Origin of the sequence: Actinosynnema sp. NPDC049800 (assembly GCF_040656635.1) — a bacterium.
Classification (GTDB): domain Bacteria; phylum Actinomycetota; class Actinomycetes; order Mycobacteriales; family Pseudonocardiaceae; genus Actinosynnema.
Map to the genome: position 1 here is coordinate 119,816 of NZ_JBFAMT010000007.1, position 23,431 is coordinate 143,246.

General features: G+C 73.1%; 25 protein-coding genes. 12 read left to right on the top strand and 13 right to left on the bottom strand.

Annotated features, from left to right (window positions below; genetic code table 11):
- Positions 1–35: 35 nt before the first annotated feature.
- A complete protein-coding gene (locus tag AB0I91_RS11605) occupies positions 36–2,510 on the bottom strand; it encodes an FtsX-like permease family protein (protein ID WP_499612965.1) in 2,475 nt (824 codons plus the stop codon).
- Between the two features lie 104 nt (positions 2,511–2,614).
- On the opposite strand from AB0I91_RS11605, the gene AB0I91_RS11610 reads away from it, so the two are divergent.
- Both AB0I91_RS11610 and AB0I91_RS11615 read left to right on the top strand, forming a co-directional pair.
- The gene (locus AB0I91_RS11610; protein ID WP_498775843.1) at positions 2,615–3,109 is read left to right on the top strand and encodes an NUDIX hydrolase; all 495 of its coding nucleotides are present in this window, start codon (positions 2,615–2,617) and stop codon (positions 3,107–3,109) included.
- Positions 3,100–3,396 carry a DUF6191 domain-containing protein gene (locus AB0I91_RS11615; RefSeq protein WP_498775841.1) on the top strand — a complete coding sequence of 99 codons (297 nt, stop codon included), beginning with the start codon at positions 3,100–3,102 and terminating at the stop codon, positions 3,394–3,396. Before AB0I91_RS11610 ends, AB0I91_RS11615 begins: the two co-directional genes overlap by 10 nt.
- On the opposite strand, the gene AB0I91_RS11620 is transcribed toward AB0I91_RS11615, so the two are convergent.
- The 3 genes from AB0I91_RS11620 to AB0I91_RS11630 all read right to left on the bottom strand — a co-directional run bounded on the left by AB0I91_RS11620 (position 3,368) and on the right by AB0I91_RS11630 (position 6,139).
- Complete coding sequence (locus tag AB0I91_RS11620; protein WP_498775838.1) at positions 3,368–4,288, bottom strand: aldo/keto reductase; 921 nt, start codon at positions 4,286–4,288, stop codon at positions 3,368–3,370. The genes AB0I91_RS11615 and AB0I91_RS11620 overlap by 29 nt on opposite strands.
- Positions 4,289–4,466: 178 nt before the next feature.
- On the bottom strand, positions 4,467–5,234 hold the full coding sequence (locus tag AB0I91_RS11625) for an ABC transporter permease (protein WP_498775836.1): 768 nt from the start codon (positions 5,232–5,234) through the stop codon (positions 4,467–4,469).
- Entirely contained in the window at positions 5,231–6,139 is a 909-nt protein-coding gene (locus tag AB0I91_RS11630) for an ABC transporter ATP-binding protein (RefSeq protein WP_499612971.1), read from the bottom strand. The genes AB0I91_RS11625 and AB0I91_RS11630 overlap by 4 nt, the downstream gene beginning before the upstream one ends.
- 114 nt (positions 6,140–6,253) lie before the next feature.
- On the opposite strand from AB0I91_RS11630, the gene AB0I91_RS11635 reads away from it, so the two are divergent.
- Together AB0I91_RS11635 and AB0I91_RS11640 are read left to right on the top strand one after the other, a co-directional pair.
- The gene (locus AB0I91_RS11635) at positions 6,254–7,357 is read left to right on the top strand and encodes a sensor histidine kinase (RefSeq protein ID WP_499636710.1); all 1,104 of its coding nucleotides are present in this window, start codon (positions 6,254–6,256) and stop codon (positions 7,355–7,357) included.
- Positions 7,354–7,998 carry a response regulator gene (locus tag AB0I91_RS11640; RefSeq protein ID WP_499636630.1) on the top strand — a complete coding sequence of 215 codons (645 nt, stop codon included), beginning with the start codon at positions 7,354–7,356 and terminating at the stop codon, positions 7,996–7,998. Before AB0I91_RS11635 ends, AB0I91_RS11640 begins: the two co-directional genes overlap by 4 nt.
- A 380-nt stretch (positions 7,999–8,378) precedes the next feature.
- Here the strand turns inward: AB0I91_RS11640 and arc are convergent, their stop codons facing one another.
- Entirely contained in the window at positions 8,379–10,178 is a 1,800-nt protein-coding gene (arc, locus tag AB0I91_RS11645; protein WP_123742245.1) for a proteasome ATPase, read from the bottom strand.
- A gap of 239 nt (positions 10,179–10,417) precedes the next feature.
- Here arc and AB0I91_RS11650 point away from each other — a divergent pair, with 239 nt between their 5' ends.
- Positions 10,418–11,215 (top strand): Rv0361 family membrane protein, encoded by a 798-nt coding sequence (locus AB0I91_RS11650; protein WP_498775828.1) that lies wholly within the window; start codon positions 10,418–10,420, stop codon positions 11,213–11,215.
- Between the two features lie 69 nt (positions 11,216–11,284).
- On the opposite strand, the gene AB0I91_RS11655 is transcribed toward AB0I91_RS11650, so the two are convergent.
- Both AB0I91_RS11655 and AB0I91_RS11660 read right to left on the bottom strand, forming a co-directional pair.
- Entirely contained in the window at positions 11,285–12,112 is an 828-nt protein-coding gene (locus AB0I91_RS11655; protein ID WP_230565749.1) for a tRNA (adenine-N1)-methyltransferase, read from the bottom strand.
- Between the two features lie 99 nt (positions 12,113–12,211).
- Entirely contained in the window at positions 12,212–12,790 is a 579-nt protein-coding gene (locus AB0I91_RS11660; RefSeq protein ID WP_499636632.1) for a hypothetical protein, read from the bottom strand.
- Positions 12,791–12,895: 105 nt separating this feature from the next.
- Here AB0I91_RS11660 and AB0I91_RS11665 point away from each other — a divergent pair, with 105 nt between their 5' ends.
- Together AB0I91_RS11665 and AB0I91_RS11670 are read left to right on the top strand one after the other, a co-directional pair.
- On the top strand, positions 12,896–14,020 hold the full coding sequence (locus AB0I91_RS11665; RefSeq protein WP_498775823.1) for a sensor histidine kinase: 1,125 nt from the start codon (positions 12,896–12,898) through the stop codon (positions 14,018–14,020).
- 50 nt (positions 14,021–14,070) lie between these two features.
- Positions 14,071–14,694, top strand: a complete 624-nt coding sequence (locus AB0I91_RS11670) for a response regulator (RefSeq protein WP_498776128.1) — start codon at positions 14,071–14,073, stop codon at positions 14,692–14,694.
- Here the strand turns inward: AB0I91_RS11670 and AB0I91_RS11675 are convergent.
- Together AB0I91_RS11675 and AB0I91_RS11680 are read right to left on the bottom strand one after the other, a co-directional pair.
- Positions 14,669–15,799, bottom strand: coding sequence for a site-2 protease family protein (locus AB0I91_RS11675; RefSeq protein ID WP_499636634.1), 1,131 nt, complete (start codon positions 15,797–15,799; stop codon positions 14,669–14,671). The genes AB0I91_RS11670 and AB0I91_RS11675 overlap by 26 nt on opposite strands.
- 26 nt (positions 15,800–15,825) lie before the next feature.
- Positions 15,826–16,563, bottom strand: a complete 738-nt coding sequence (locus tag AB0I91_RS11680) for a TetR/AcrR family transcriptional regulator (RefSeq protein WP_498775819.1) — start codon at positions 16,561–16,563, stop codon at positions 15,826–15,828.
- A gap of 87 nt (positions 16,564–16,650) precedes the next feature.
- On the opposite strand from AB0I91_RS11680, the gene AB0I91_RS11685 reads away from it, so the two are divergent.
- The 4 genes from AB0I91_RS11685 to AB0I91_RS11700 all read left to right on the top strand — a co-directional run bounded on the left by AB0I91_RS11685 (position 16,651) and on the right by AB0I91_RS11700 (position 20,273).
- Positions 16,651–17,826 carry an FAD-dependent monooxygenase gene (locus AB0I91_RS11685; RefSeq protein ID WP_499636636.1) on the top strand — a complete coding sequence of 392 codons (1,176 nt, stop codon included), beginning with the start codon at positions 16,651–16,653 and terminating at the stop codon, positions 17,824–17,826.
- A gap of 56 nt (positions 17,827–17,882) precedes the next feature.
- Positions 17,883–18,749: a RecB family exonuclease gene (locus AB0I91_RS11690; RefSeq protein WP_499636638.1), complete on the top strand. Its 867-nt coding sequence runs from the start codon at positions 17,883–17,885 to the stop codon at positions 18,747–18,749.
- Positions 18,750–18,820: 71 nt separating this feature from the next.
- A complete protein-coding gene (locus tag AB0I91_RS11695; protein WP_498776126.1) occupies positions 18,821–19,597 on the top strand; it encodes a thioesterase family protein in 777 nt (258 codons plus the stop codon).
- Positions 19,598–19,640: 43 nt separating this feature from the next.
- A complete protein-coding gene (locus AB0I91_RS11700; RefSeq protein WP_498775813.1) occupies positions 19,641–20,273 on the top strand; it encodes a phosphoribosyltransferase in 633 nt (210 codons plus the stop codon).
- Here AB0I91_RS11700 and AB0I91_RS11705 read toward each other — a convergent pair.
- The 3 genes from AB0I91_RS11705 to AB0I91_RS11715 form a co-directional block, all read right to left on the bottom strand.
- Positions 20,258–20,545, bottom strand: coding sequence for an antibiotic biosynthesis monooxygenase family protein (locus AB0I91_RS11705; protein WP_498775811.1), 288 nt, complete (start codon positions 20,543–20,545; stop codon positions 20,258–20,260). The two genes, AB0I91_RS11700 and AB0I91_RS11705, sit on opposite strands and share 16 nt — an antisense overlap.
- On the bottom strand, positions 20,542–20,805 hold the full coding sequence (locus AB0I91_RS11710) for a phosphoribosyl-ATP diphosphatase (protein WP_033434999.1): 264 nt from the start codon (positions 20,803–20,805) through the stop codon (positions 20,542–20,544). Before AB0I91_RS11710 ends, AB0I91_RS11705 begins: the two co-directional genes overlap by 4 nt.
- 68 nt (positions 20,806–20,873) lie before the next feature.
- Positions 20,874–21,329: an N-acetyltransferase gene (locus tag AB0I91_RS11715; protein ID WP_499612992.1), complete on the bottom strand. Its 456-nt coding sequence runs from the start codon at positions 21,327–21,329 to the stop codon at positions 20,874–20,876.
- 84 nt (positions 21,330–21,413) lie between these two features.
- On the opposite strand from AB0I91_RS11715, the gene AB0I91_RS11720 reads away from it, so the two are divergent.
- Positions 21,414–22,589, top strand: a complete 1,176-nt coding sequence (locus AB0I91_RS11720; protein ID WP_498775807.1) for a GNAT family N-acetyltransferase — start codon at positions 21,414–21,416, stop codon at positions 22,587–22,589.
- Positions 22,590–22,638: 49 nt separating this feature from the next.
- On the opposite strand, the gene AB0I91_RS11725 is transcribed toward AB0I91_RS11720, so the two are convergent.
- The gene (locus AB0I91_RS11725; RefSeq protein WP_498775805.1) at positions 22,639–23,388 is read right to left on the bottom strand and encodes a nucleotidyltransferase domain-containing protein; all 750 of its coding nucleotides are present in this window, start codon (positions 23,386–23,388) and stop codon (positions 22,639–22,641) included.
- Positions 23,389–23,431: the final 43 nt, after the last annotated feature.

Below are 23,431 nucleotides of genomic sequence, written 5' to 3' on the forward strand. Positions count from 1 at the left end.
TTCCACCGACACACCGCCCGGACCCAGGTCACGTTTCAGCCGGCCGCGAGTCCCGCGGCGGGCCTGATCCGGGACGCGCCGCGGGCCGGCCCGAACGCCGCGAGCACCGCCAGGACCACCACGCCCGCGCCCCCGACCAGCAGCGGGAGCACCGCCGCCGTGGGCCACACGAACACGCCGACGGCGGCCAGCGTCAGCTCCGCGTAGACGAGGCCGAACACACCCCCTCCCAGCACTCCCACCAGCGCCAACAGCACCGCTTCGGCCACCACGCCACCTTGCAGGCCGCCCTTGGTCACGCCGAGCGCGCGGCGCAGCGCCAACTCCTTGCGGCGCTCCTGCACGGAGATCGTCAACGCGGTCCCGATGCCGGTCACCGCGACCGCGACGGACAGCCCCAGCAGCACCATCAGCAGCACGATCCCCAGGTCGAGGTAGCGCTGGTTCTCGGCGTTCGCCTCGGCCCTGGTCTTCACCAGAACGGTGGGCGAGTCGGCCAGCGCCGCCCGCACGCCCGCCTCGTAGGCGGCGGGGTCCGCGCCCGGTTCGAACGCCACCAGCACCTTGGAGGCGGGCGCCAGGTCCGGTTCGGCCAGCACCACGTCGGCGCCGTCGAGCAGGGAGCCGGCGAACGTGCCGACGACCGTGGCCGTGCGCGGCCCGCCGGGCAGTCCCTCGACCGTGAACGGCCGGCCGACCTGCGCGCCGAACCGCTCGGCGTACCACTCGTCCAGCAGGACGGCGCCGGGCGCGAAGTCCTTGGCGTTGACGTCCTGCCTGGTCAGCCACTCGCGCAGGCGTTCGGGGTCGGCGCCGGCGAGCTGGGTCGGGAACGTGCGGCCCTCGGCGTCCCGCTGCTCGGTGACGACACCGTGCAGCACGACCGTGCTCGCCGCTTCCGGCCGGTTGGCCGCCGCGCCGACACCGCCGGCGAGCGCGCGTCCGCCGGAGTCGGCGACCACGGCGTCGGGCCGCGGCTCGTTGCTGAACTCGTCCTCCATGCGCTGCGCCGAACCCACCGTGACGGCGAAGAACGTGACCATGGCGGCGGCCAGGAGCAGCGGCATCGCCACCGACGCGGACCGCTGCGGCACCCGCCGCACCTCGGCGGCGGCCAGCTTCCACTGCGCGCCGCCGAAGCGGCTCGCGACCGTGCCGAAGATCCGGCCGAGCGCGGGCACGACCACCGGCCCGAGCACGCCGAACAGGCCGAACACGGCGGTGATGCCGGAGAACAGGACCAGGAAGATCGCGGCGAGCGAGCCGGCGGCGAGAACCGCGAGCGCCGCCATGACCGTCGCGGTGACCACCAGGCCGATGCCGAAGAACCGCCGGCGGCGCACCACGGCCCGGTCGGGCGTCTGGCCTTCGGACGTCCGCAGCGCCGCGAGCGGCGAGATGCGCGCGGCGGCCAGCGCGGGCCGGACCGCGGCGAACGCGCTGAGCGTGGCCGCCGTGACGACGCCGATCACCAGCTGGCCGGTCGAGGGCAGCAGCGGCGGGCTCAGCTCGACCGCGCCGAGCAGCGAGGACAGGCCGGTGGTGTCGAACAGCCTGGCCAGCAGCCACGCCACCGACCCGCCGAGCACCGCGCCGAGGACGCCCGCGACCGCGCCGGTGAGCAGCGCCTCGAAGAGGTTCGCCCAGACCAGCGGGCCCCGGTGCGCGCCGAGGCAGCGCAGCAGCGCGGTGTGCCGCTGGCGTTGCGCGTAGACGGCGCGGTAGGTGGCGGAGGCGACGAAGACGGACGTCGCCAGCGCCAGGATGCTGAACGGCAGCAGCACGGCCGCCAGGTCGTTGTCGGGCGGCTCCGCCGCGATCGCCGCCCTGGTGTCCACCGGGAAGCCCTCCCCCACGGCCCGGGCGACGGCGTCGCGGTCGCCGCCGACCACGTAGATCGCCTCGACCCGGGGCTCGCCGCCGAGCTTGGCGGCCAGGCGCTCGCCGACCACGATCACCGGCTCCTCGCCGAACGAGCCGCGCTTGGTGATGCCCCGGACGACCACGTCCACCGGCTTGCCCGCCGCGTCGGCTACCCGCACGGAGGAGCCCGGCTTGAGGCCGTGCTCGTAGGCGGTGACCCGGTCGAGCGCGATCTCGCCGTCGGGGCCGGGTGAGCGGCCCTCCAGGATCGGCACGCGGTGCAGGTCGGCGCGGTCGGGCTCGATGTCGGCGGTGGCGCGCCGGTCGCCCGCGCGCCCGCCCTCGATCAGCAGGTCGGCGCGGACCTCGCGGATCGGTTGCGCCACCGTCACCCCGGCGACCTGCGCCACCCGATCGGCGGTCGCCTGGTCGAGAACCGCGTCCGAGTAGAGCGGCGGGCGGACCACGAGGTCGACGCCGGCGGGCACGGTGGGCGCGCCCTCGTTCGCGGCGCGCACCATCGCGTCGCTGAGCATCAGGGCGGCCAGCAGGCAGGCGACGCCGACCACCAGGGCGACGCCGGGCAGCGCGGCGCGACCGGGCCGGTTGCGGAACTCGGCGACCGCGAGCCGCAGGGATGTGGGCACAACTCCTCCTCGTGACGCGAACGCCACGACGTTAGGAACCGGGGGCGTCGGCAGGCGTCGGCCCGAGGTAGCACGGCCCGGTGCTACCAGGGGAGGATCTTGGCGTGGAGCACGTGGTAGTGGTGGACACCGACGGCACGCCCATCGGCACGGCGACGCGCGCCCGGATGCGCGCGGAAGGCCTGTGGCACCTCTGCGCCGTGATCGTCGTGCGCTCGCTCGACGGGACCCGGCTGTACGTGCACCGGCGCACCGACACCAAGGACGTCTACCCCGGGCTGTACGACCCGACGTGCGGCGGTGTCGTCGCGGCGGGTGAGACGCCGGACGAGTGCGCGGTGCGGGAGTTGGCGGAGGAGCTGGGGGTTTCGGCGGCGCCGGAGTTCCGGTTCAGCACGCCCTTCGTGGACGGAACCATCCGCTATGTCGCGCACGTTTACGAGGTGCGCAGCGATGGACCGTTCGTGCACCAGCCGGAAGAAGTGGCGTGGGGCGGCTGGCTGGGGGCGGACGAGGTGCGGGCGTTGGCGGAAGACCCCGGGTGGCCGGTCGTGCCGGACGGTCGGGCCCTGATCCGGGAGTGGTTCAGATGGGCATGATGTTCGCGATGTCGATCCCCGGCCTCGCCCTGCTGCTGCTCGCACTCGCTTCGGGCGAGCGGCTGTGGAAGTGGGTCCGCCGGCGCCAGGGTCACCCGGTCGTGTCCGCGACCGCGATGGACGAGTTCACCACCCTGTTCCACGGCAGCAAGCACATCGAGCTGGAACAGCGCCAGGTGACGCTGATGCTGGGCGAGGACGAGGAGTCGGGCGCGCCGCCGCGCGGGCCGGTGGACCTCGACTCGGGCGCCGTCAGGCTCATTCCCAGGCCAGCGACGCCCGAGTAGCCCAGTACCGCTCGGCGGGCTCCGCGCAGTCGGCGAGCTCGTCCGGCGCCAGGTCGACGTCGCGTGCCGCGAGGTTGGCCCGCAGCTGCTCCGGGCTCGCCGCGCCCGAGAGCACCACGTCGGCCCACGGTTGGGCGAGCACGGCGGCCAGCGCGACGGCGTCCGGGCCGACGCCGTGCTCGTCGGCCAGGTCGCGCACGCGGGGCGGCGGGTCGACGGCCAGCCTGCCGTTGGCCAGGCCCTCCTTGACGAACACCTCCGCGCCGGACTCCTTGGCGAACGCCAGCGCCGGTCCCGCCGAGGTCTCCAGGACGTTCCAGGTGGATTGGACGCTGTCGAACAGCCGCCGCCCCTCGACGGTGAGCTCCAGCGCGCGGCGGATCGTCTCGCCCTGGTGCGGGCCGGAGGTGGAGAAGCCGACGCGGACGCCCGAGTCGCGCAGGCCGCCCAGGGCGAGGAGCAGGTCGAGGTCGCCGAACAGCGGGCTGTCGGAGGTCAGCGAGTGCACGTCGTAGAGGCCGACGTGCGCGCCGAGCAGGTCCTCGGTCTCCCGCCACTGCCGGGTGAACCGCTCGACCGAGTGCTCCTTGACCTCGTGCGTGTCCGCGTCCCGCCGCCAGTCGGCGACGTAGGCGTAGCCCCACTTGCTCGACACCTGCACGTCCTGGTGGCCGCGTGCGGCCAGCCACTGGGCCAGGAACTCCTCCGCGCGGCCGTAGGAGCGGGCCGCGTCGACCCGTCGCACGCCCGCCGCGTAGGCGGCGTCCAGGACGGCGTGGCACTGGGCGCGCATGGCGTCCACGTCGCGGTGTTCGGGCAGCGCGTGCTCGCGGCCGAGGTTGATGTAGGCGGGGCGGCCGAGCGCGGCCAGGCCGAGGGCGAAGTCGGGCACGTCCGACACGGTAACGGGCGGCCTTCCGAGCCGCCGGACGCCGTGGCGGGGTGCTGCCGTGTCGGTGTCGCCGAACCGCCGATGCCACCGGGTCCGCCTCCGAACCCGGTGGCCGCGGGTTCCCACGCCCCCGCATCGCTGATGCGGGAGACCGGTGCCGCAGAAGGTGGTCGACGTGTCAGGCGTCGCGGCGGAGGAGGGCGAGGGCGCCCGCTCCCAGCGCCAGGGCCAGGTAGGCGAGCATGACCAGGCCCGCGCCCAGTGGCGACAGGGGTGCGTCCGGTGACTCGGCTGCCAGTTGGGGTGCCAGGACCGGCAGCATCACGGAGTACACGCGTTCGTTCCAGGGATCCGGCAGGATCAGGGTCAGGGACGGCAGCACGAACAGCAGGGCGCACAGGGAGACCAGGGCGCCCGCCGTGGAGCGGAGCAGGAAGCCCAGGCCCAGGCCGAGCAGGGCCAGCAGGACCAGCGACGCGGTGTTCGCCAGGAGGGTCGGCAGGGCGTCGGTGAACGAGCTGTACGCCGAGATCGGTTCGGGGCGGTCGCCGGTGATCAGTTCTCCGGTCTGGTAGGCGAGCAGGACGGTCGCCAGGCCGATCAGCAGCGACGCGCCGGCCACCACGACCGTCTTCGCCAGCAGGTAGGCCCCGCGCCGCGGCACGGAGACGAGGGCGGTGCGGATCATCCCGCTGCCGTACTCCGAGGTGACCGCCAGGGCGCCCAGCACGCCGAGGCAGAACTGGGTGAACGGGACCACCATCACGCTCGGGTCGGCGGCGCCGAACTTCTGCTGGAGCTCCGGCGGCGAGGTGTCCCAGTCGGCCGTCATCAGGTACGACACCAGCGCGCCGCCGAGCAGGCACACCGCGATGGTCGTCAGGACGTAGGTGGTCGAGCGGACCGAGCGGAGCTTCAGCCACTCCGAGTTCAGCACGTCGGTCATCGGGCGGTCTCCCGGGTGCGGTACTCCACGCTGTCCTCGGTCAGCTCGAGGTAGGCGTCCTCCAGGGACGCGCTGCGCGGGGTCAGTTCGTGGATGGGGATGCCGTCGCGCGCGGCGAGGTCGGCGATGTCCGGGGCGTCCAGGCCCTGGACGAGCAGGGCGCCGGCGTCGGACCGGGTTCTCGCGCCTGCGGCGGACAGGGCGGTCACCAGGGCGTCCGGCGCGGGGGTGCGCACCAGGACGTCCCTCTTGAACTTCTCCTGGAGGTCCTGCATGGACGCCTCCAGGATCAGCTTGCCGCGGCCGATCACGATCACCCGGTCGGCGGTCAGGGCCATCTCGCTCATCAGGTGGCTGGACACGAGCACGGTGCGGCCCTCGCGGGCCAGGTCGCGCATCAGGTGCCTGATCCAGCGGATGCCCTCCGGGTCGAGGCCGTTCACCGGCTCGTCGAACAGCAGCACGCCGGGGTCGCCGAGCAGGGCCGCCGCCACCCCGAGGCGCTGCTTCATGCCGAGCGACAGCGAGCTCACGCGCCTCTTCGCCACACCCGCCAGGCCGACCTGCTCCAGGGTGGCGACGGCCCGGCTGTCCTTGATGCCGTTGCTGCGGGCCAGCACGCGGAGGTGGTCGTAGGCGGACCGGCCGCCGTGCACCGCGCCCGCGTCGAGCAGCGCGCCGACGTGGTGCATGGGCCGGCGGATCCCGGCGTACCGGCGACCGTCGACGAGCGCCTCGCCGCTGGTCGGCCGGTCGAGGCCGAGGATCGCCCGCATGGTGGTGGACTTGCCCGCGCCGTTGGGGCCGAGGAAGCCCGCGACGTAGCCGGGTTTCACCTCGAACGAGAGGCCGTCCACCGCCCGGGTGGCGCGGTAGCTCTTGGTCAGTTGCCGTACTTCGATCATGGGGAGGAGCCTGCCGGGGCGGGGGCGCGGGCGGATCGGACCGAGGTCCTCGGTTCGGGGTCGGACCGTGGTCCGACGCCACCGGCGGCCACGCCGGTTACCGTGCCGTCCGTGATGTCGCGAGTCCTGCGGATGCTGCCCACCGCCTACCTGTACGCGCTGGACGTGGCCGCCGCCGTGGTGCTGGTCATGGTGTACCTGGACTTCGCCCGGATGTCCGACGTGCCGGCGTGGCTGGGCTACCCGGTGGCGGTCCTGGTCGGGGCGCCCCTGGCGCTGCGCCGCAAGCGGCCGCTGCTCACGCTCGGCATCGTGCTCACGGCGCAGAACGTGGCCACCATCGCCCACATCACGCTGGAGCCCTACAGCGCCACCGCGTTCGCGATCTACCTGGTGGCTTCGGCCTACTCGTCGCGGGTGGCCGTGGGCGCGCTGGCGGCCACGCTCGGCTCGGCCTGGGTGGCGGTGTTCATCGGCGAGGCGTGGCCGGAGTCGGCCGGGCTGTCGATCTTCCTCACGCTGGTGGTGTGCGCCGCGTGGGCGTTGGGGCGCGCCACGCGGATCCGCCGGTCCTACGAGGCCCGCCAGGCCGCCGAGGCGTCGTCCAAGGCGGTCGCCGAGGAACGCCTGCGCATCGCCCGCGAGCTGCACGACGTGGTCGCGCACAGCCTGAGCCTGATCACGGTCAAGGCCGGGGTCGCGGCCCACGTGGCGCCGTCGCGGCCCGAGGAGGCCCAGGAGGCGCTCCAGGTCATCGAGAGGGCCTCGCGCGGCACCCTGGTCGAGATGCGGCGACTGCTGGGCGTGCTGCGGTCGGAGGACTCGGAGGCCGAACTGGCGCCCATGCCCGGCCTGGCCGACTTGCCCGAACTGGTGACGCGGGCGTCCCTCGCCGGGGTGGACGTGTCGCTGTCGGTGACGGGCTCGCTGCCCGAAGGGCTGGGGCTGACCGTGTACCGGATCGTGCAGGAGTCCGTCACCAACGTGGTCAAGCACGCGGCGCCGGCCGCCTGCGAGGTGTCGATCGTCGTGGGGGACGCTTCGGTCGAGGTGCGGGTGGTCGACGACGGGCCCGGCGAACGGGTGTTGGCCGGTGGCGGAGGGGGGCACGGGTTGATCGGGATGCGGGAACGGGTGGCGGTCTACGACGGGACCTTCTCGGCCGGTCCGCTGGCCGGCGGCGGGTTCGCGGTGCGCGCCGAGGTTCCGCTGTCGTGATCGACGTGGTGGTCGTGGACGACCAGGCGCTGCTGCGCGGCAGCTTCCGGGTGCTGGTGGACTCGGCGGACGACCTGCGGGTGGTCGGCGAGGCGGGCGACGGCGCCGAGGCCGTGTCGGTGGTGCGGTCGACGTCCCCGGACGTGGTGCTGATGGACGTCCGGATGCCGGGGGTGGACGGGATCGCGGCCACCCGCGAGATCGGCTCGTTCAGCGCGGCCCGGGTGCTGATCCTGACCACGTTCGACCTGGACGAGTACGTGTACTCGGCGTTGCGGGCGGGCGCGAGCGGGTTCCTGCTCAAGGACACTCCCCCGGCCGACCTGCTGGCCGCGATCCGCGTGGTGGCCGCCGGCGACGCCCTGCTGTCACCCTCGGTGACCCGTCGCCTGGTCGCCGAGTTCTCCCGCACGCCCGCGCCCCGCACGATCCGCCTCCACGGGATCACGGAACGTGAGCAGGAGGTGCTGCTGCTGATCGCCCGCGGGTTCTCCAACGCCGAGATCATGGGCGAGCTGCACCTGTCCGCCGGCACGGTGAAGACCCACATCGGCCGCCTGCTGCACAAGCTCCAGGCGAGGGACCGGGCACAGCTCGTCATCGCCGCCTACGAATCCGGCCTGGTCAGCGCCCGCTCCTGACGACCGGCCCCGATCGTGGCCCGCCCGGCTCGGTCAGGTCGTCCGGTGGTGTCGAAGCCATGAGGGGCCGGGCGAGGGCAGGTGCTCGCCGGCCCCGCGATCCCGTTGTGGCCCGGTTCGGCGCGGGTCTTCCGCCGGCCCGCGATCCGGTCGTGGCCGGGGGACCTGCCGCCGGCCGAACGGCTCCCGTGCGGCCGGTCCGACCTGCGCAGGACGAGACTGGACCTTCTGAACCGATTCACGCCCAGGTCGCGAGCGGTGGCCGCGCGAGGTGCGCCGGTGGGGTGAGGGGTGTCCGCGCCCGCCCTGAACGCGGAAAACCCGCCCGGCGCGGTGGCCGGACGGGTTCTCCAGGCGGGTTGATGGATGGCAGTGCGGTCCTACAGGTACTGACCGGTGTTCGTGGCCGTGTCGATGGCCCGACCCGACTCCTGGTTCTTGCCGGTCACCAGCGTGCGGATGTACACGATCCGCTCGCCCTTCTTGCCCGAGATCCTGGCCCAGTCGTCCGGGTTGGTCGTGTTGGGCAGGTCCTCGTTCTCGGCGAACTCGTCCACGATCGCGTCCAGCAGGTGGCGCACCGACAAGCCCGGCTGCTTGGTGTCCAGCAGGCTCTTGATGGCCGCCTTCTTCGCGCGGTCGACGATGTTCTGGATCATCGCGCCCGAGTTGAAGTCCCGGAAGTACAGGACCTCCTTGTCACCGTTGGCGTAGGTGACCTCGAGGAAGCGGTTCTCCTCCGACTCCTCGTACATCCGCTCGACCGTGTGCTGCACCATGCCGTCGATGCAGGCCACCGGGTCGCCGCCGAACTCGGCCAGGTCGTCGGCGTGGATCGGCAGGTCGGGCGTGAGGTACTTGTTGAAGATGTCCTTCGCGCCTTCGGCGTCCGGACGCTCGATCTTGATCTTGACGTCGAGCCGGCCCGGCCGCAGGATCGCCGGGTCGATCATGTCCTCGCGGTTGGAGGCGCCGATCACGATCACGTTCTCCAGGCCCTCGACGCCGTCGATCTCGCTGAGGAGCTGGGGCACGATCGTGGTCTCGACGTCGGACGACACGCCGCTGCCGCGGGTGCGGAAGATCGAGTCCATCTCGTCGAAGAACACGATCACCGGCGTGCCCTCGGAGGCCTTCTCCCGGGCGCGCTGGAAGATCAGCCGGATGTGCCGCTCGGTCTCGCCCACGAACTTGTTGAGCAGCTCGGGGCCCTTGATGTTGAGGAAGTAGCTCTTGGCTTCGCGGTGGTCCTCGCCCCTGGCGGCGTGGACCTGCTTGGCCAGGGAGTTCGCCACCGCTTTCGCGATGAGCGTCTTGCCGCAGCCGGGAGGGCCGTACAACAGCACGCCCTTGGGCGGGCGCAGCTTGTACTCGCGGAACAGGTCGGCGTGCAGGAACGGCAGCTCCACGGCGTCGCGGATCTGCTCGATCTGCCGGTAGAGGCCACCGATGTCCTCGTACCGGACGTCGGGCACCTCCTCCAGCACCAGGTCCTCGACCTCGGCCTTCGGCACGCGCTCGTAGGCGAAACCCGCCTTGGAGTCGACCAGCAGGGAGTCGCCCGCCTTCAGCGGCGAATCCATCAGCGGCTGGGCGAGCCAGACGACCCGCTCCTCGTCGGCATGGCCGACGACCAGGGCACGGCCGATCGAGCTGTCGGCGGTTTCCGACGCCAACACCTCGCGCAGCGTGCAGACCTCGCCGGTTCGCTCGAAGTCGCCGCCCTCGACCACGGTCAACGCCTCGTTCAGGCGCACCGACTGGCCGAGGACCAGCGACGGCGTCTCGACCGCGGGCGATACCGAGACCCGCATGCGGCGGCCGGAGGTGAACACGTCCACCGTGCCGTCGTCGAACCTGGCCAGGAACACGCCGTAGCCGCTGGGCGGCTGCGCGAGGCGGTCCACTTCCTCGCGCAGCGCGAGCAGCTGGCTCCGCGCTTCTCGAAGGGTGTCGATGAGCTTCGTGTTGCGCTCGGTCAGTTGGCTGACGCGCTCCGTCGCCTCCGCCAACCGCTGCTCCAGCAGGCGGACGTGTCGTGGGGATTCCGTCAACTTGCGGCGCAGCAACGCGATCTCGTCCTCCAGGAACCTGATCTGCGCTGTCAGCTCACCAGAGTTATTGCCCTTGTTCAGCTCGCCACCCTCATCGGGCTGGCTGCCGGGATGACCGTGCTGCATGTCGGCACCCTCCTCCCGTGTTCGTACGACAACGGTACCGGCGATCACCGACAAAAGCGGCCACCCAGCGGGTTCGGAGGCGTCGTGTGATGACACAAACCGCCCGCTCGGCGGGGTCAACTGCTCCATACCGGTGTCAGCCGGAACCTCCCACCCGCTACCGTGCGTCCAGTACTAGTCCCACGTGAGTGGTCCGGGCAGTGTCCACTGCCACCAGCGGAAAGTTCTAGGAGAACGTGATGTCCGTCCCGCCGCAGCAGCCGGGTCCGTACGGTCAGCAGCCGGGTCAATTTGGCCAGCAACCAGGCCAATTCGGCCAGCAGCCGGGATACGGCCAGCAGCCCGGCGGGTACCCGCCGCCTGCCCAGGGGTTCCCACAGGGTGGGCAGCAGCCCGGCTACGGCACGCCACCCGGCGGTTACCCGCAGCAGGGCCAGCCCGGCCCCGGCCAGCAGCCGTACGGCCAACCCGGCCAGTTCAACCAGCCCGGTTACGGCCAACCGGGTGGTTTCGGCGATCCCTACGGCACGCCGCCGAAGAAGAGCCCCCTGCCGTGGATCTTGGGCGGGGTCGGCGCCCTGGTCGTGATCGGCGTCGTGGTCACGCTGGTCATGACGCTGGGAGGCGGCAGCAACGGCACCGCCAAGGACGCCGCCGACAGCTACGTCGCGGCCGTCAACTCCCGCGACTTCGACAAGCTCACCGCGCTGACCTGCGACACGAGCAAGAAATCGATTGACGACATCAAGAAGGCCACCGACCCGGGCGCCTTCGCCGCCGAGCTCGAGAAGGAGCTGAAGGACCTGCCCCCGGAGTTCCAGGAGCAGATCAAGGCGGCCCAGGAGGCGGCGAAGAGCATCAAGGTCAACCTGACCGTCGACAAGGTCGAGGAGAAGAGCGACACGGAGGCCACGGCCACCATCTCGGTCAAGTTCGACGGCGTGCCCGACAGCATGAAGGAGTTCGTCAAGGACGACACCGACACGCTGCCGTTCAAGAAGACCGACGACGGCTGGGTCGCCTGCCCGAAGAGCTGACCCGCACGACCGGTGGACAACGGCCCCGCACACCACGTGCGGGGCCGTTTCAGCTGGTCAGGCGCTCGATCAGCCCTTGGACGGGCGGCGCTGCGGCCGGGGCGGCGTGACGCCGTCGGCCAGCCTGCGGGTGGTCAGCAGGAACGCGGTGTGCCCGATCATCCGGTGCTCCGGCCGCACGGCCAGGCCCACCACGTGCCACGGCCGCACGAGGGTCTCCCACGCGTGCGGCTCGGTCCAGTGCTGCTGCTCCCGGATCGCCTCGGTCACCTTCGACAGCTGCGTCGTGGTCGCCACGTACACCACCAGCACGCCGCCCGGGATGAGGCTGCGCGACACGGCGGGCAGCACGTCCCACGGCGCGAGCATGTCCAGGACGACCCGGTCGACCTCGCCCTCGTGCTCGTTCACGTCGGCGACGGTCAGCGACCAGTTGCCGGGCCGCTCGCCGAAGAACTGCTCGACGTTGCGGATCGCGTGGTCGGCGTGGTCCTGGCGGACCTCGTACGACGTCACGCTGCCCTTCTCGCCGACCGCGCGCAGCAACGAGCAGGTCAGCGCGCCCGACCCGGCGCCTGCCTCCAGCACCCGCGCGCCGGGGAACACGTCGCCGTACATGACGATCTGGGCGGCGTCCTTGGGGTAGATCACCTGGGCGCCGCGCGGCATGGACAGCACGTAGTCCGGCAGCAGCGGGCGCAGCGCCAGGAACGACGTGCCGCCCACCGAGACGACCACGGACCCCTCGGGCTGCCCGATCAGCTTGTCGTGCGACAACGCGCCGCGGTGCGTGTGGTACTCCTTGCCCGGTTCGAGCACGATCGTGTAGTGCCGTCCCTTCGGGTCGGTCAACTGCACCCGGTCTCCCGGCTGGAACGGACCACTGGCGGTGCTCACCGCGGCGAACCTCCTGCTTAAACGCGCGTCAACAGCGCACGATGGTCGCACGGAGGCCGCACACGGCCCGTAGCGGCCTACCGGCCGTCCGACCCGCGTTCACTCGCCCTTGTCGGTGACCTTCTCGGTGAACCGGCCCTTCGCCAGCTCGGTGACCGTGTGGTACACGGGCCAGCCCACCAGCCAGATCGCGCCGATGAGCGTCATGGTCGCCATCTGGCCCCACAGCGCCTGCGTGCGCTCCGGCGTGCCGGCGACGAACATGAGCAGCAGCATCACCGAGCACGCGATCGCCCACGCCACCGCGAACTTGCCCCACTCGCGCCACTCGTGGCGCACCTTCGCCAGGCCGTGCTTCGGCGGCTTCACCGGCGGCGGCCCACCGGCGAACCGGTGGGCGACGCGCTGGTCGGCCCACCGCATCATGCTGTGCCCGAACGCCACGCTCACCCCCAGGTAGATCGCGGCGAGCCCGTGCACGCTCGTCGCCTCGCCCCCGGACCTCAGGTCGAACACGGTCGCCACGAGCAGCACCACGTCCACCAACGGGGTACAGGCCAGCAGCACCGCGCCGAGTCTGCGCATCCGCAGCACGTACCGGGCCAGCAGCCCCGCGCCCAGCACCACCCAGAACCCGATCTCGCACGCCACGATGAGGAACACCAACGGTTCGACCACGTCCTCAATGCTGCCGCCCGCGGACCTCGCGCGCGTCGGCGGGCTGACCGATCCCGGGTCATCAGTTCGTAGGACGCTTCGGGCCTTGCCCTGTGCTGTGATGACGTGGTGGAGCTCCGCCCGAAACACCGCGACGTGCTGACCGCGGTGGCCTTCTTCGCCTTGGGGCTGCTGATCCACCGGCTCGGCCTGGACCAGGTGACGGGCGACCGCGGCGGGTCGACGCCGCTCGGGGTGCGGGTGGCGATCCTCGCGGTGGCGTGCGCCGGTCAGGTGTTCCGCCACCGGGCGCCCGTGGTGGCGCTGGGCGTGGCGGGCGCGGCCACGGCGGTGGACCTGCACTTCGGCCTGAGCATGCCGGTGATGATGGTGTGCATCGACGTGCTGTTCGTGGCCACGCTGCACGGGCCGCGCGCGCTGCACCGGGTGCTCGTCGCCGTGGTGGCCGCGGCGACGGTCGGCATCACGGCGACGTCCGCCGCGACGGGCGACTGGCGGCAGTCGTTCTACACCGGGTTGCTGCTGTTCTCGCTGCTCGTGGTGCCCGTGTGGTGGGCGACGAACGTGCGGCGGCACCGGGAGAGCGCCGAGCAGGTCGCCCGCATCGCCGAGCTGGACCGGCGGGCCGCGGTGAACGCCGAGCGCAACCGGATGGCCCGCGACCTGCACGACGTGGTGGCCGGGCACATGTCCGCGATCGCGATCCAGTCCGAGGCCGTGCTGTCGCTGCGCTCGGGCGACCCGGAGACCGCGCGCACGGTGTTGAAGTCGGTCCGCGAGAACAGCGTGCGCGCGTTGGCCGAGATGCGGACGATGATCGACGTGCTGCGGGCCGACGAGCCGGCGGACGAGCCGGTGGCGGTGCGGCTGGCGGACGTGGGCGCGCTGGTCGAGTCGGCCGCCGCGGCCGGGCTGGACGTGGAGCTGCGCGGCGCGGACGTGGGCGAGCTGCCCGTGGGCGTGGACGTCGCGGCGTACCGGATCGTGCAGGAGGCGTTGACCAACGCGGTGAAGCACGCGCCGGGCGCGCGCACGTCGGTGGTGCTGGAACGGCAGGTCATGCGGTTGGTGGTGGTCGTGCGGAACGACGTGGTGGACGGTGCGCGCGGCACGGGGACGGGAACGGGGTTGGTGAGCATGGCGGAACGCGCCCACCTGGTCGGCGGGGTGTTCGCCGCGGGTCTCGACGGGGCAGGCGGCTGGGTCGTGCGGGCGGAGTTCCCGCTGTGATCCGGGTGGTCGTGGCCGACGACCACGCGGCGATCCGGGCGGGGCTGGTGATGATCCTCGGCGACGCGGAGGGCATCGAGGTGGTCGGCGAGGCCGAGGACGGCGCGACGGCCGTGCGGCTGGCCAAGCGGCTCGAGCCCGACGTGGTGCTGATGGACATCCGGATGCCCGGCGTGGACGGCATCGAGGCGACCCGGCGGCTCAGCGGCGTGTGCGACGTGCTCGTGCTGACGACGTTCGACCTGGACGAGTACGTGCGCGGCGCGCTGCGGGCGGGCGCGGCGGGGTTCCTGCTCAAGTCGGTGGAGGCGTCCGCGCTGGTGGACGCGGTGCGGCAGGTCGCGGCCGGTGACGGCGTGCTGGCGCCGAGCGTGACGCGGCGGGTGATGCGGGAGTTCGCCTCGGCCGCGCCGCGAGCGCGCCCGGCCGCGCTGGACGCGTTGACCGACCGCGAGGTGGAGGTGCTGCACTGCCTCGGCGAAGGGCTGTCGAATCACCAGATCGGGCGAAAGCTGCACATCGGTGAGACGACGGTGAAGACGCACGTGTCGCGCGTGCTGACGAAGCTCGACCTGCGGTCGCGGGTGCAGGCGGCGATCCTGGCGCAGGAGGCCGGGTTGGTCGGCGGGCCGGGCGAGGACGACCAGGTCAGCGGCGGTTCAGCGCGGCCTTGAGGTCCTCGCGGCGCAGCACGCCCGCGGGCCGTCCTTCGAGGTCGACGACCAGGTACTCCCAGGCGGCGGTGCCGTGCACGCGCTCGACCACCTCGGCGCCCGTCTCGTTCTCCAGCAGCACGGTCTCCGGCCGGATCGGCACGGCGGCCTGCTCGGCCGGGGCGTGCGGCGAGGTGCTGGCCAGGCGACGTGCCATCTCGCGGTCGAGCAGGCCGGCGGCGACACCGTCCGCGCGGACCAGGACCACGCCCCGGCCGGCGGACGCGGTGAGCGCGCCCGACACCGGGCTCTCGGCGGGCAGTTGGAGCACCGGTCGGACGAGCTCGCCCAGCGTGAGGCCGTCCGGCCAGGTGCTGCGGCGCTCGGCGGTGAACTCGCCGCGCGCGCCGGCCAGCACGAACCACGCGGTCAGCAGGCACACGCCGAAGCGGAGCCAGCGGTCCTCGGCGCCGTCGAGCACGCCCCAGACCGCCCAGACGACGAGCAGCGCGGCCACCACGCCGCCGCCGACGACGGCGGCCTTCGTGCCCGTCGCACGCCGGCCGGTGACGGCCCACACGCCCGCGCGCAGGATCCGGCCGCCGTCCAGCGGCAGGCCGGGCAGCAGGTTGAACACCGCGACGGCGGCGTTGGCGAACGCGGTCTGGGCGATCAGCAGCCAGACCGCGTCGGGCTGCGGGATGGTGGAGGCGGCCACCGCGAACGCGCCCGCCAGGACGATGGAGACGATCGGGCCCGCGGCGGCGATGGCGCCCTCGTGGCCGGGGCGGGTCGGGGTGCGCATCACCTCGGACACGCCGCCGAGCAGGAACAGGCGCAGCCGGCGCACCGGCAGGCCGAGGCGGAGCGCGACCAGGCTGTGGCCGAGTTCGTGCGCCAGCACGGACAGGCCGAGGAAGACCGCGAACGTGGCGGCGAGCAGCACGCCGGTGAGGCCGCCCGTGCCGGGCGCGATGCGGCCGACCAGCGGCGCGTAGAGCACCACGATGGCCGCCGAGCCCAGCCACCAGGACGGCGCGAGCAGCACCGGGATGCCGGCCACGCGGAACAGCGGCAGCCCGCCGTCCCGGCCGACCTGCCGTCGCCAACCACTCGTCGTCGCCACGGGACGAGCCTAGGCGGCCGGGTGTATCAGGACTGTGTTGGATCAGCGCCGGGTCGGGCCCGCGTCGGGCTCGCGTCGCCGATCCGGGCGCGCAGGCCGTCGAGGATGAGGTCGAGGCCGAAGCCCAGGGCCTCGTCCTCGCCTCCCCCGGCCGCCTCCGCCAACGCGGCCCGCACCGCCGGGTACCGGTCGCCGCGCTCGCGCACCACCTCGGCCACGATCGCGCCGAACTGCGTGCCCGCGTCGCCGCCCGGCGCCGTCGCCGCTTGCTGGGCGATGTTGCGGACGTGCCCGGCGAGCACCGCCAGCACGTCCATCCGCTCGGCGCCGCCCAGGCCCGCGCCGTCGAGCACGGCCAGCGCGGCCTCCATCCAGGCCAGCTCGTTCGGGCCGATCACGCGCGGGCCCGTGGTGGCCTCCAGGACCCACGGGTGGCGCACGAAGCCGGGCAGCAGCCCCAGCGCCCACGCGCGCAGCCGTGCGAACCGGTCGCCCTCGCCGAGGTCGGCGGGCGGCGTGCCCATTGCCAGGTCGGCCATGAGCGCGACCAGCTCGGACTTGCCGGGCACGTAGCGGTACAGCGACATCTTGGTGAAGCCGAGGTCCGCGGCGACCCGCTGCATGGAGACGGCGGCGAGCCCCTCGGCGTCGGCGATCGCGATGCCGGTGCGGGCGATGAGCTCGTGGGTGAGCGCGGGCTTGGGGCCGCGGCGAGGGCCGGGGCGGTCGCCCCACAGCAGTTCGAGGCTGCCCGTCAGGTCCATCGCCACCTCCGGTGTTGCCGTCGCGAAAAAACTGTGTCTACGATACACAAATAGAATTGCTTCCGATGGACACAGTTAGGGGCGGACATGGCCGACAAGCAGGTCCTGATCTCCGGCGCGAGCGTCGCCGGACCGGCGCTGGCCTACTGGCTCGCGCACTACGGCTTCGAGCCGACCGTCGTGGAGATCGCGCCCGCGCTGCGCGGCGGCGGGGCGGCGGTCGACTTCCGCGGCGAGACGCACCTCGCCGTGCTGGAGCGGATGGGCGTGCTGGACCGGCTGCGCGAGGTCCGGACCGGCGGCAGCCCGATGACGTTCGTGGACGAGCGCGACCGCACCGTGCTCCACCTGCCGGCGGAGTTCGCGGGCGGCGACGTCGAGGTGCTGCGCTCGGACCTCTCGCGGGTGCTCTACGAGCACGGCAGGGCTCGGGCGGACTATCTCTTCGGCGACTCGATCGCCGCGTTGGCCGAGACGCCCGACGGCGTCGACGTGACGTTCGCCTCCGGCGCTCAGCGCACGTTCGACTTGGTCATCGGCGCCGACGGCATCCACTCCCGGGTCCGCGCGCTGGCCTTCGGGCCGGAGGAGCGGTTCGTCAGCCACCTCGGTTACTACGTCGCGAGCTGGGACCTGCCCGCCGACTTCGACGCGCCGGCCGAGCCGGTGAGCTACAACGCGCCGGGGCGGCTCGTGTCCACTAGCGGCGGCCCGGACCGGCCGGGCGCGTTCGTGGTGTTCAAGTCGCCGCGGCTGGAGTACGACCGGCACGACGTGGCCGGGCAGCGCCGGCTGCTCCACGACGCGTTCCGCGGGGTGGGGTGGCGGACGCCCCGGTTGCTGGCGACCTTGGAGCACACGACGGAGCTGTACTTCGACTCGATCAGCCGGGTGGACGTCCGGCCCTGGTCACGGGGGCGGGTCGCGCTGGTCGGTGACGCGGCCTGCGGCGCCACCATCGGCGGCATGGGCGCGGGCACCGCCGTGGTCGGCGCGTACGTGCTCGCGGGCGAGCTGGCCACGGCGGATGGCGACCACGAGACGGCGTTCCGGCGTTATGAGGACCGGATGCGCGACTACGCCCGGCGGTGCCAGAAGGGCGGTGACCGGACGGGGAAGTTCCTGGCGCCGGCGAGCCGGTTCGCCCTGCGCGCGCGCAACGGGCTCCTGGGCACCAAGTTCCTGCTCGACCTGATGCTGAAGGCAGGCAAGGACATCACGAACAAGATCGACCTGCCGGACTACGCGCACGCCGCCGCGTAGCGCCTCGCGCGGTTCGGACCCGATCTTGTCGGGGGGTTGGCCTATGGTTCTGGGCCATGGCAGTGCCGACGATCACCGAGCGCCCTGTTCGCAGGCCAGCGCTGTCGCCCTCGCGAGCGGGCGACTTCAAGCAGTGCCCGCTGCTCTACCGCTTCCGCGCCGTCGACCGGCTGCCCGAGAAGCCGACCAGGGCGCAGGTGCGCGGCACGGTGGTGCACGCGGTGCTGGAGGACCTGTTCGGCCTGCCCGCCGACGAACGGCTGCCGGAGAAGGCGCGGGCGCTGGTCGGCCCGGCGTGGGAGCGGGTGCGGGCCGAGCGGCCGGAGTTCGCCGAGCTGTTCGCCGAGGGCGATCCGGAGCAGGAGCGGTGGCTGGCGTCGGCGGAGGAGCTGCTGGACGGCTACTTCGGCCTGGAGGACCCGCGCCGGTTCGACGCCGACGCCCGTGAGCTGCTGGTGGAGTGGGAACTGCCCTCGGGCGTGCTGCTGCGCGGGTACATCGACCGCGTGGACGTGGCGCCGACCGGCGACATCCGGGTGGTCGACTACAAGACGGGCGCCGCGCCGCGCGAGGTCGGCGAGGCCAAGGCGTTGTTCCAGATGAAGTTCTACGCGCTGGTGCTGTGGCGGCTGCGCGGCGTGGTGCCGCGCCAGCTGCGGCTGATGTACCTGGCCGACCGGCAGGCGTTGGCCTACCAGCCGGACGAGGCGGAGCTGACCCGGTTCGAGCGCACGCTGGAGGCGATCTGGGACGCCATCCTGCGCGCGGCGAAGTCCGGCGACTTCCGGCCGAACCCGGGCAGGCTGTGCGACTACTGCGACCACAAGGCGCTGTGCCCGGCGTTCGACGGCACGCCGCCGCCGTACCCGGGCTGGCCGGAGCCGGACGCCGGGGTGGAGACCGCGCTGGACCGGGCCGACTGACACGCGGTGTCCGGGCCGAGCGGTTCGTCGTCGAAGGGTCGTGTCGAGGGGGTCGTGCTGAGGGGATCGTGCTGATGGACGCGTTCTACGAACAGCTGGACTCCGACCGGTTCGCCGCCACCGGGCACACCACCGGTCCGTGGGGCAACGACAGCCAGCACCTGGGGCCGCCGTCCGCGCTGCTGGTGCGGGCGTTGGAGCGGTGCGCGCCGCGGCCGGAGGCGGTGCTGTCCCGGGTGGCGTTCGAGGTGCTCGGCCCGGTGCCGGTCGCGGAACTGACCGTGACGGCCTCGGTGGTGCGGCCGGGGCGTTCGGTGGAGCTGTTGTCGGCCGAACTGGCGCACGGGGGCCGCCCGGTACTGCGGGCGAACGCGTGGCGGATCGTGGCGGGCGACACGGCGGCGGTGGCGGCCGGCGCGGGTGAGCCGCTCGTCGCGCCGTCGACGTGCGAGCCGATGGCCGTCCCGGAGCACTGGCGGGGCGGCTACCTGGCCGCGATGGAGTGGCGTTCGGTCAGCGGCGGCATCTTCGCGCCCGGTGACGCGGTGGTGTGGGCGCGGCCGCAGGTGCGCGTGGTGGCCGGCGAGGAGCCGACCGCGGCGCAACGCCTGTTCACCGTGGCCGACTCGGCGAGCGGCGTGTCCAGCCGGCTGGACATCCGCACGTGGTACGCGATCAACACCGACCTGACCGTGCACCTGCACCGCGAGCCGGTCGGCGAGTGGTTCGCCCTGGACGCGCGCACGGTGATCGGACCGTCGGGCGTCGGCGTGGCGAGCAGCGTCCTGCACGACGAGCACGGCCCCGTGGGGCACGGCGCGCAGTCGCTGTTCGTGCGGGAGCGCTAGGCCCACGGTCGCAACCGGCACGCGGCGCGCGCACCATGGGGTCATGAGGTTCGCGGACCGCTTCGACGCCGGACGGGTGCTCGCCCGGGCGCTGGCCGGCGAGTCGTGGACCGATCCCCTGGTGCTCGGCCTGGCCCGCGGCGGCGTGCCGGTGGCGTTCGAGGTCGCCTCCGCGCTGGGCGGTGAGCTGGACGTGGCCGTCGCCCGCAAGATCGGCGCGCCCGGCCACCCCGAGTACGGCATCGGGGCGGTCACCGCGAACGGCGAGCCGATCTTCGACGAGGACGCGCTGCGCATGCTCGGCCTCACCCGCGAGGACCTGGCCGAGACGTGCGAGGCCGAACAACGGGAGGCCCGGCGGCGGCTGGAGCTGTACCGGGACGGCCCGGTGCGGCTCGAAGGCCGGGACGTGCTGGTCGTGGACGACGGCCTGGCCACCGGCGTCACGGCCCGTGCCGCGCTGCGCGAAGCCCGCGGGCAGGACCCGCGACGCCTGGTGCTCGCGGTGCCGGTGGGCGCGGCGGACTCGGTGCGCGCCCTGCGCGCGGACGCCGACCTGGTGGTCTGCCCGCACCCGCGGACGGATTTCCGGGCGGTCGGCCGGTTCTACGGTCACTTCGACCAGACCACCGACGACCAGGTGGTGGAACTGCTGCGCCGTCAGAGGGCGCGGTAGTGCTCGACGGTCGGGAACGGGTCGTAGAAGTGGTGCAGCAGCGCCTTCCACCGCGGGTACAGCGGCCCCTGCCGGAAGCCGACCGTGTGGTCCTCGAGCCGTTCCCACCGCACGAGCAGCAGGTACCGGGACGGGTGCTCGACCGACCGCCGCAGGTCGACCGAGACGAACCCGGGCGACTGCGCGATGACCTCGCGAGCCTGGTCGAACGCCTGCTCGAAGTCCGCCTCCAGACCGGGGCGGACGTCGAGGGCGGCGACTTCCAGGATCACAGGTGCTTGTAGACGTCTTCGAGGGTGAGACCGCGCCCGAGCATCAGCACCTGCACCCGGTACAGCAGCTGGGAGACCTCTTCGGCCAGGCGCTCGTCGGACTCGTGCTCCGCGGCGATCCAGACCTCGCCGGCCTCCTCCAGCACCTTCTTGCCCTGCGCATGCACCCCGGCCTCCAGAGCCGCGGCGGTGGCGGAGCCCTCAGGGCGGGTGCGTGCGCGTTCGCTCAGCTCGGCGAACAGCTCGTCGAAGGTCTTCACGGGGTCTGATCCTCCCATCCCCCGAACGGTCGCAGGCACCCAGGACCCCGGTCCGGCGGGCGCGGGCGCTAGATCCCGTAGTGCGGGTCGGTGAAGGGCCACACCTGCGCGATCCACTTCGGCACGAACGCGTCCAGCGCGCGCTCCAGGTCGGTGCCCACGCGGTCGTCCACCACCCACCACGAGATCCGCGCGTCGGCGCTGCGCCCGGGGTCCTCGACCGGGTCGATGTAGACGCAGCCGTACAGCTCGGTCTCGTCGGCGTTGAAGAGGGCGTAGTTGAACGACTCGTGCGCGTCCTGCTCCCGTTCGTGCCGGGCGAGGTCGACGCGGTCGTGCTCGTAGGTCATGTCGGCGGGCGGCCAGCCCCACTTCTCGCCGTACCGCGACCACAACCGCTCCTGGGAGCCCATCACGGCGGGGTAGTCGACGTCCACATCGGACTCGCGGATGGGCCGCAAGTGGTGTTCGGCGTCGAGCGGGACGTGCGTCGGGTGGGCGAAGTCAGCGGGCAGCCACGGCATGGCGCGGATTCTGCGTCGGCCGGGGCGCGACCGCCACCGAAAAACCGATGGCGCGATTTCCGACACACCCCACACACTGCACCGATGACCGATGGGCTGGTGCTGCGGACCGCGCGCCCCGAAGACCTCGAGCAGATCGGCGCGCTGCTCGTCGACCGCGGCGAACCGGCCGACGCCGTCGACCACCGCCTGGTGGTCCAGGACCCGGACGCGGGCTGGGAGGCGTGCGCGGTCGTCGTGGACGGCGACAAGGTCGTGTCCACCGCGACCCTGCTGGACGAGACGCTGGTGCTCGACGGGCTGGAGATCCCGGCGGGCCAGGTCGAGCTGGTCGCCACCGACCGCGCCTACGAGGGCCGCGGGCTGGTGCGCGCGCTGATGGGGTGGGCGCACGAGCGGTCCGCCGCGCGCGGCCAGCTGGTGAACGTGATGCTCGGCATCCCGTACTTCTACCGCCGGTTCGGCTACACGTACGCGATCCCGATCTCGGCCACCCGGCCGGTGACGGGCCGTCCCGACGGCGGTGGGCACGCGTTGCGCGAAGCGGGTGCCGAGGACATCCCGGCGATGGCCCGGCTCCAGGACGCCGAGCAGGCGCGGGCCGACCTGCGGATGCCGCACTCCCCCGGCCTGTGGCGGTGGTTGGTGGCCCGCGACGGCAGCACGCAGTGGCTGGTGGAGCGGGACGGCGTGCCGGTCGCCACGGGTCGCACCACCCCGCCGGACGAAGGCGCGCGGCTGTGCGAGGTGGCGGCCGTCGACGAGGCGGCGGCGCACGCGCTGCTCGCGTTGACCGGTGCCGAGGAGGTGACCGAGCGGCCGGGGTCGGTGGCGGGTGAGGCGCTGGAGCCGTTCCTCGGGCCCGCGGAGCCGGACGCGGCCTCGTACTACGTGCGGATCGGCGACCCGGTGGCGGTGCTGGAGCACCTGCGGCCGGTGTTCGGGCGGCGGTTGCGGGAGGCCGGGCTCGGCGACCGGGAGGGCGAGGCGGTGGTCTCGTTCTACGGGTCGCACGTGCGGCTGCCGTTCAAGGCGGGCGAGGTCGGTCCCGTGGTGGCCGGCGGGCGGATGCAGGCGCCGGGCGCGGCGGGTGGCGGCGGCGTGGCGCCGGACCTGCTGGCGTCGCTGCTGTTCGGCCCGCACGGTCTGCGCGGCCTGACCGCGCGGGAGCCGGACGTGTACCCGGGCCCGAACGCCGAGCTGATGCACGCCCTGTTCCCGCCGGTGCGCGGCGACCTGATGACGTTCTACCTGCCGTAGGTCAGGCGGCGGCCAGGTCAGGTGGCGGCCAGGTCAGGGGGCGGCCAGGTCAGGGGGCGGCCAGGAACAACTCGCGCGCCTCGGTGATCGCCCGGGTCAACGCCTCGGGTTCCGGCCGCAGTCCCGCGACGATCTCGTCGACACCGCGCAGTCCGGCCTCCTGCAACAGCCGCTTCTCGTTCGTCGTCCACTGACCGCGTGCGGCGAGCACGGCGTGCGCGGTCTGGAGCGCGGCGGTGACCAGCGTGGCCGCGACCTCGGCCAGCCGGCCGCTCGGCGCGTGCGCGGAGAGGGCGTAGTCCAGCGTCAAGGCCGCCTTCTCGCGCCAGACCGCGGGCGCCGCCGCGCGCAGCGCCTCCGGGTAGGTCGGGCGGGGCAGGTCGCCGCGCAGCACCCGGTGCCGCGCGAGCTCGCCGACGACCAGGTAGCTGGGGATGCCGGCGAGGTGGAACAGCAGCGGCTCCCAGTGGAAGCGGCCCTGCTCGGCCTCGGCGAGTTCGCGCTCGACCACGTCGAGGTCGCGGTAGTGGACGTCGACGCGCCGGCCGTCCACGGTGAGCCAGGCTCCGCCGTTGAAGACGCCGCCGCCCCACTCGCCGATCTCCGAGACCTGCCCCTCCCACCCGACCGCGCGCAGGTCGGCGGGGTCGAAGGCGCCCCGGTAGTAGACGGCGAGGTCCCAGTCGCTGTCCGGGGTGCCGGTGCCTTGGGCACGCGATCCGCCGAGGGTGACGGCGTGCACGGCGGGCAGGGCCGCGAGCCGGTCGGCGACGTGGTCGAGGAACGTTTCGTCGGTCATGGGCACGGCGACATGCATAGCCGCCGGCCGGGGGCCGCGTCAG

Coding starts and splice junctions, on each gene's coding strand:
- AB0I91_RS11615 (WP_498775841.1), top strand. CDS start 3,100: ATGGGCATGATGTTCGCGATGTCGATCCCCGGCCTCGCCCTGCTGCTG.
- AB0I91_RS11625 (WP_498775836.1), bottom strand. CDS start 5,234: ATGACCGACGTGCTGAACTCGGAGTGGCTGAAGCTCCGCTCGGTCCGC.
- AB0I91_RS11630 (WP_499612971.1), bottom strand. CDS start 6,139: ATGATCGAAGTACGGCAACTGACCAAGAGCTACCGCGCCACCCGGGCG.
- AB0I91_RS11635 (WP_499636710.1), top strand. CDS start 6,254: ATGTCGCGAGTCCTGCGGATGCTGCCCACCGCCTACCTGTACGCGCTG.
- arc (WP_123742245.1), bottom strand. CDS start 10,178: ATGCAGCACGGTCATCCCGGCAGCCAGCCCGATGAGGGTGGCGAGCTG.
- AB0I91_RS11650 (WP_498775828.1), top strand. CDS start 10,418: ATGTCCGTCCCGCCGCAGCAGCCGGGTCCGTACGGTCAGCAGCCGGGT.
- AB0I91_RS11670 (WP_498776128.1), top strand. CDS start 14,071: ATGATCCTCGGCGACGCGGAGGGCATCGAGGTGGTCGGCGAGGCCGAG.
- AB0I91_RS11680 (WP_498775819.1), bottom strand. CDS start 16,563: ATGGACCTGACGGGCAGCCTCGAACTGCTGTGGGGCGACCGCCCCGGC.
- AB0I91_RS11685 (WP_499636636.1), top strand. CDS start 16,651: ATGGCCGACAAGCAGGTCCTGATCTCCGGCGCGAGCGTCGCCGGACCG.
- AB0I91_RS11690 (WP_499636638.1), top strand. CDS start 17,883: ATGGCAGTGCCGACGATCACCGAGCGCCCTGTTCGCAGGCCAGCGCTG.
- AB0I91_RS11700 (WP_498775813.1), top strand. CDS start 19,641: ATGAGGTTCGCGGACCGCTTCGACGCCGGACGGGTGCTCGCCCGGGCG.
- AB0I91_RS11715 (WP_499612992.1), bottom strand. CDS start 21,329: ATGCCGTGGCTGCCCGCTGACTTCGCCCACCCGACGCACGTCCCGCTC.
- AB0I91_RS11720 (WP_498775807.1), top strand. CDS start 21,414: ATGACCGATGGGCTGGTGCTGCGGACCGCGCGCCCCGAAGACCTCGAG.
- AB0I91_RS11725 (WP_498775805.1), bottom strand. CDS start 23,388: ATGACCGACGAAACGTTCCTCGACCACGTCGCCGACCGGCTCGCGGCC.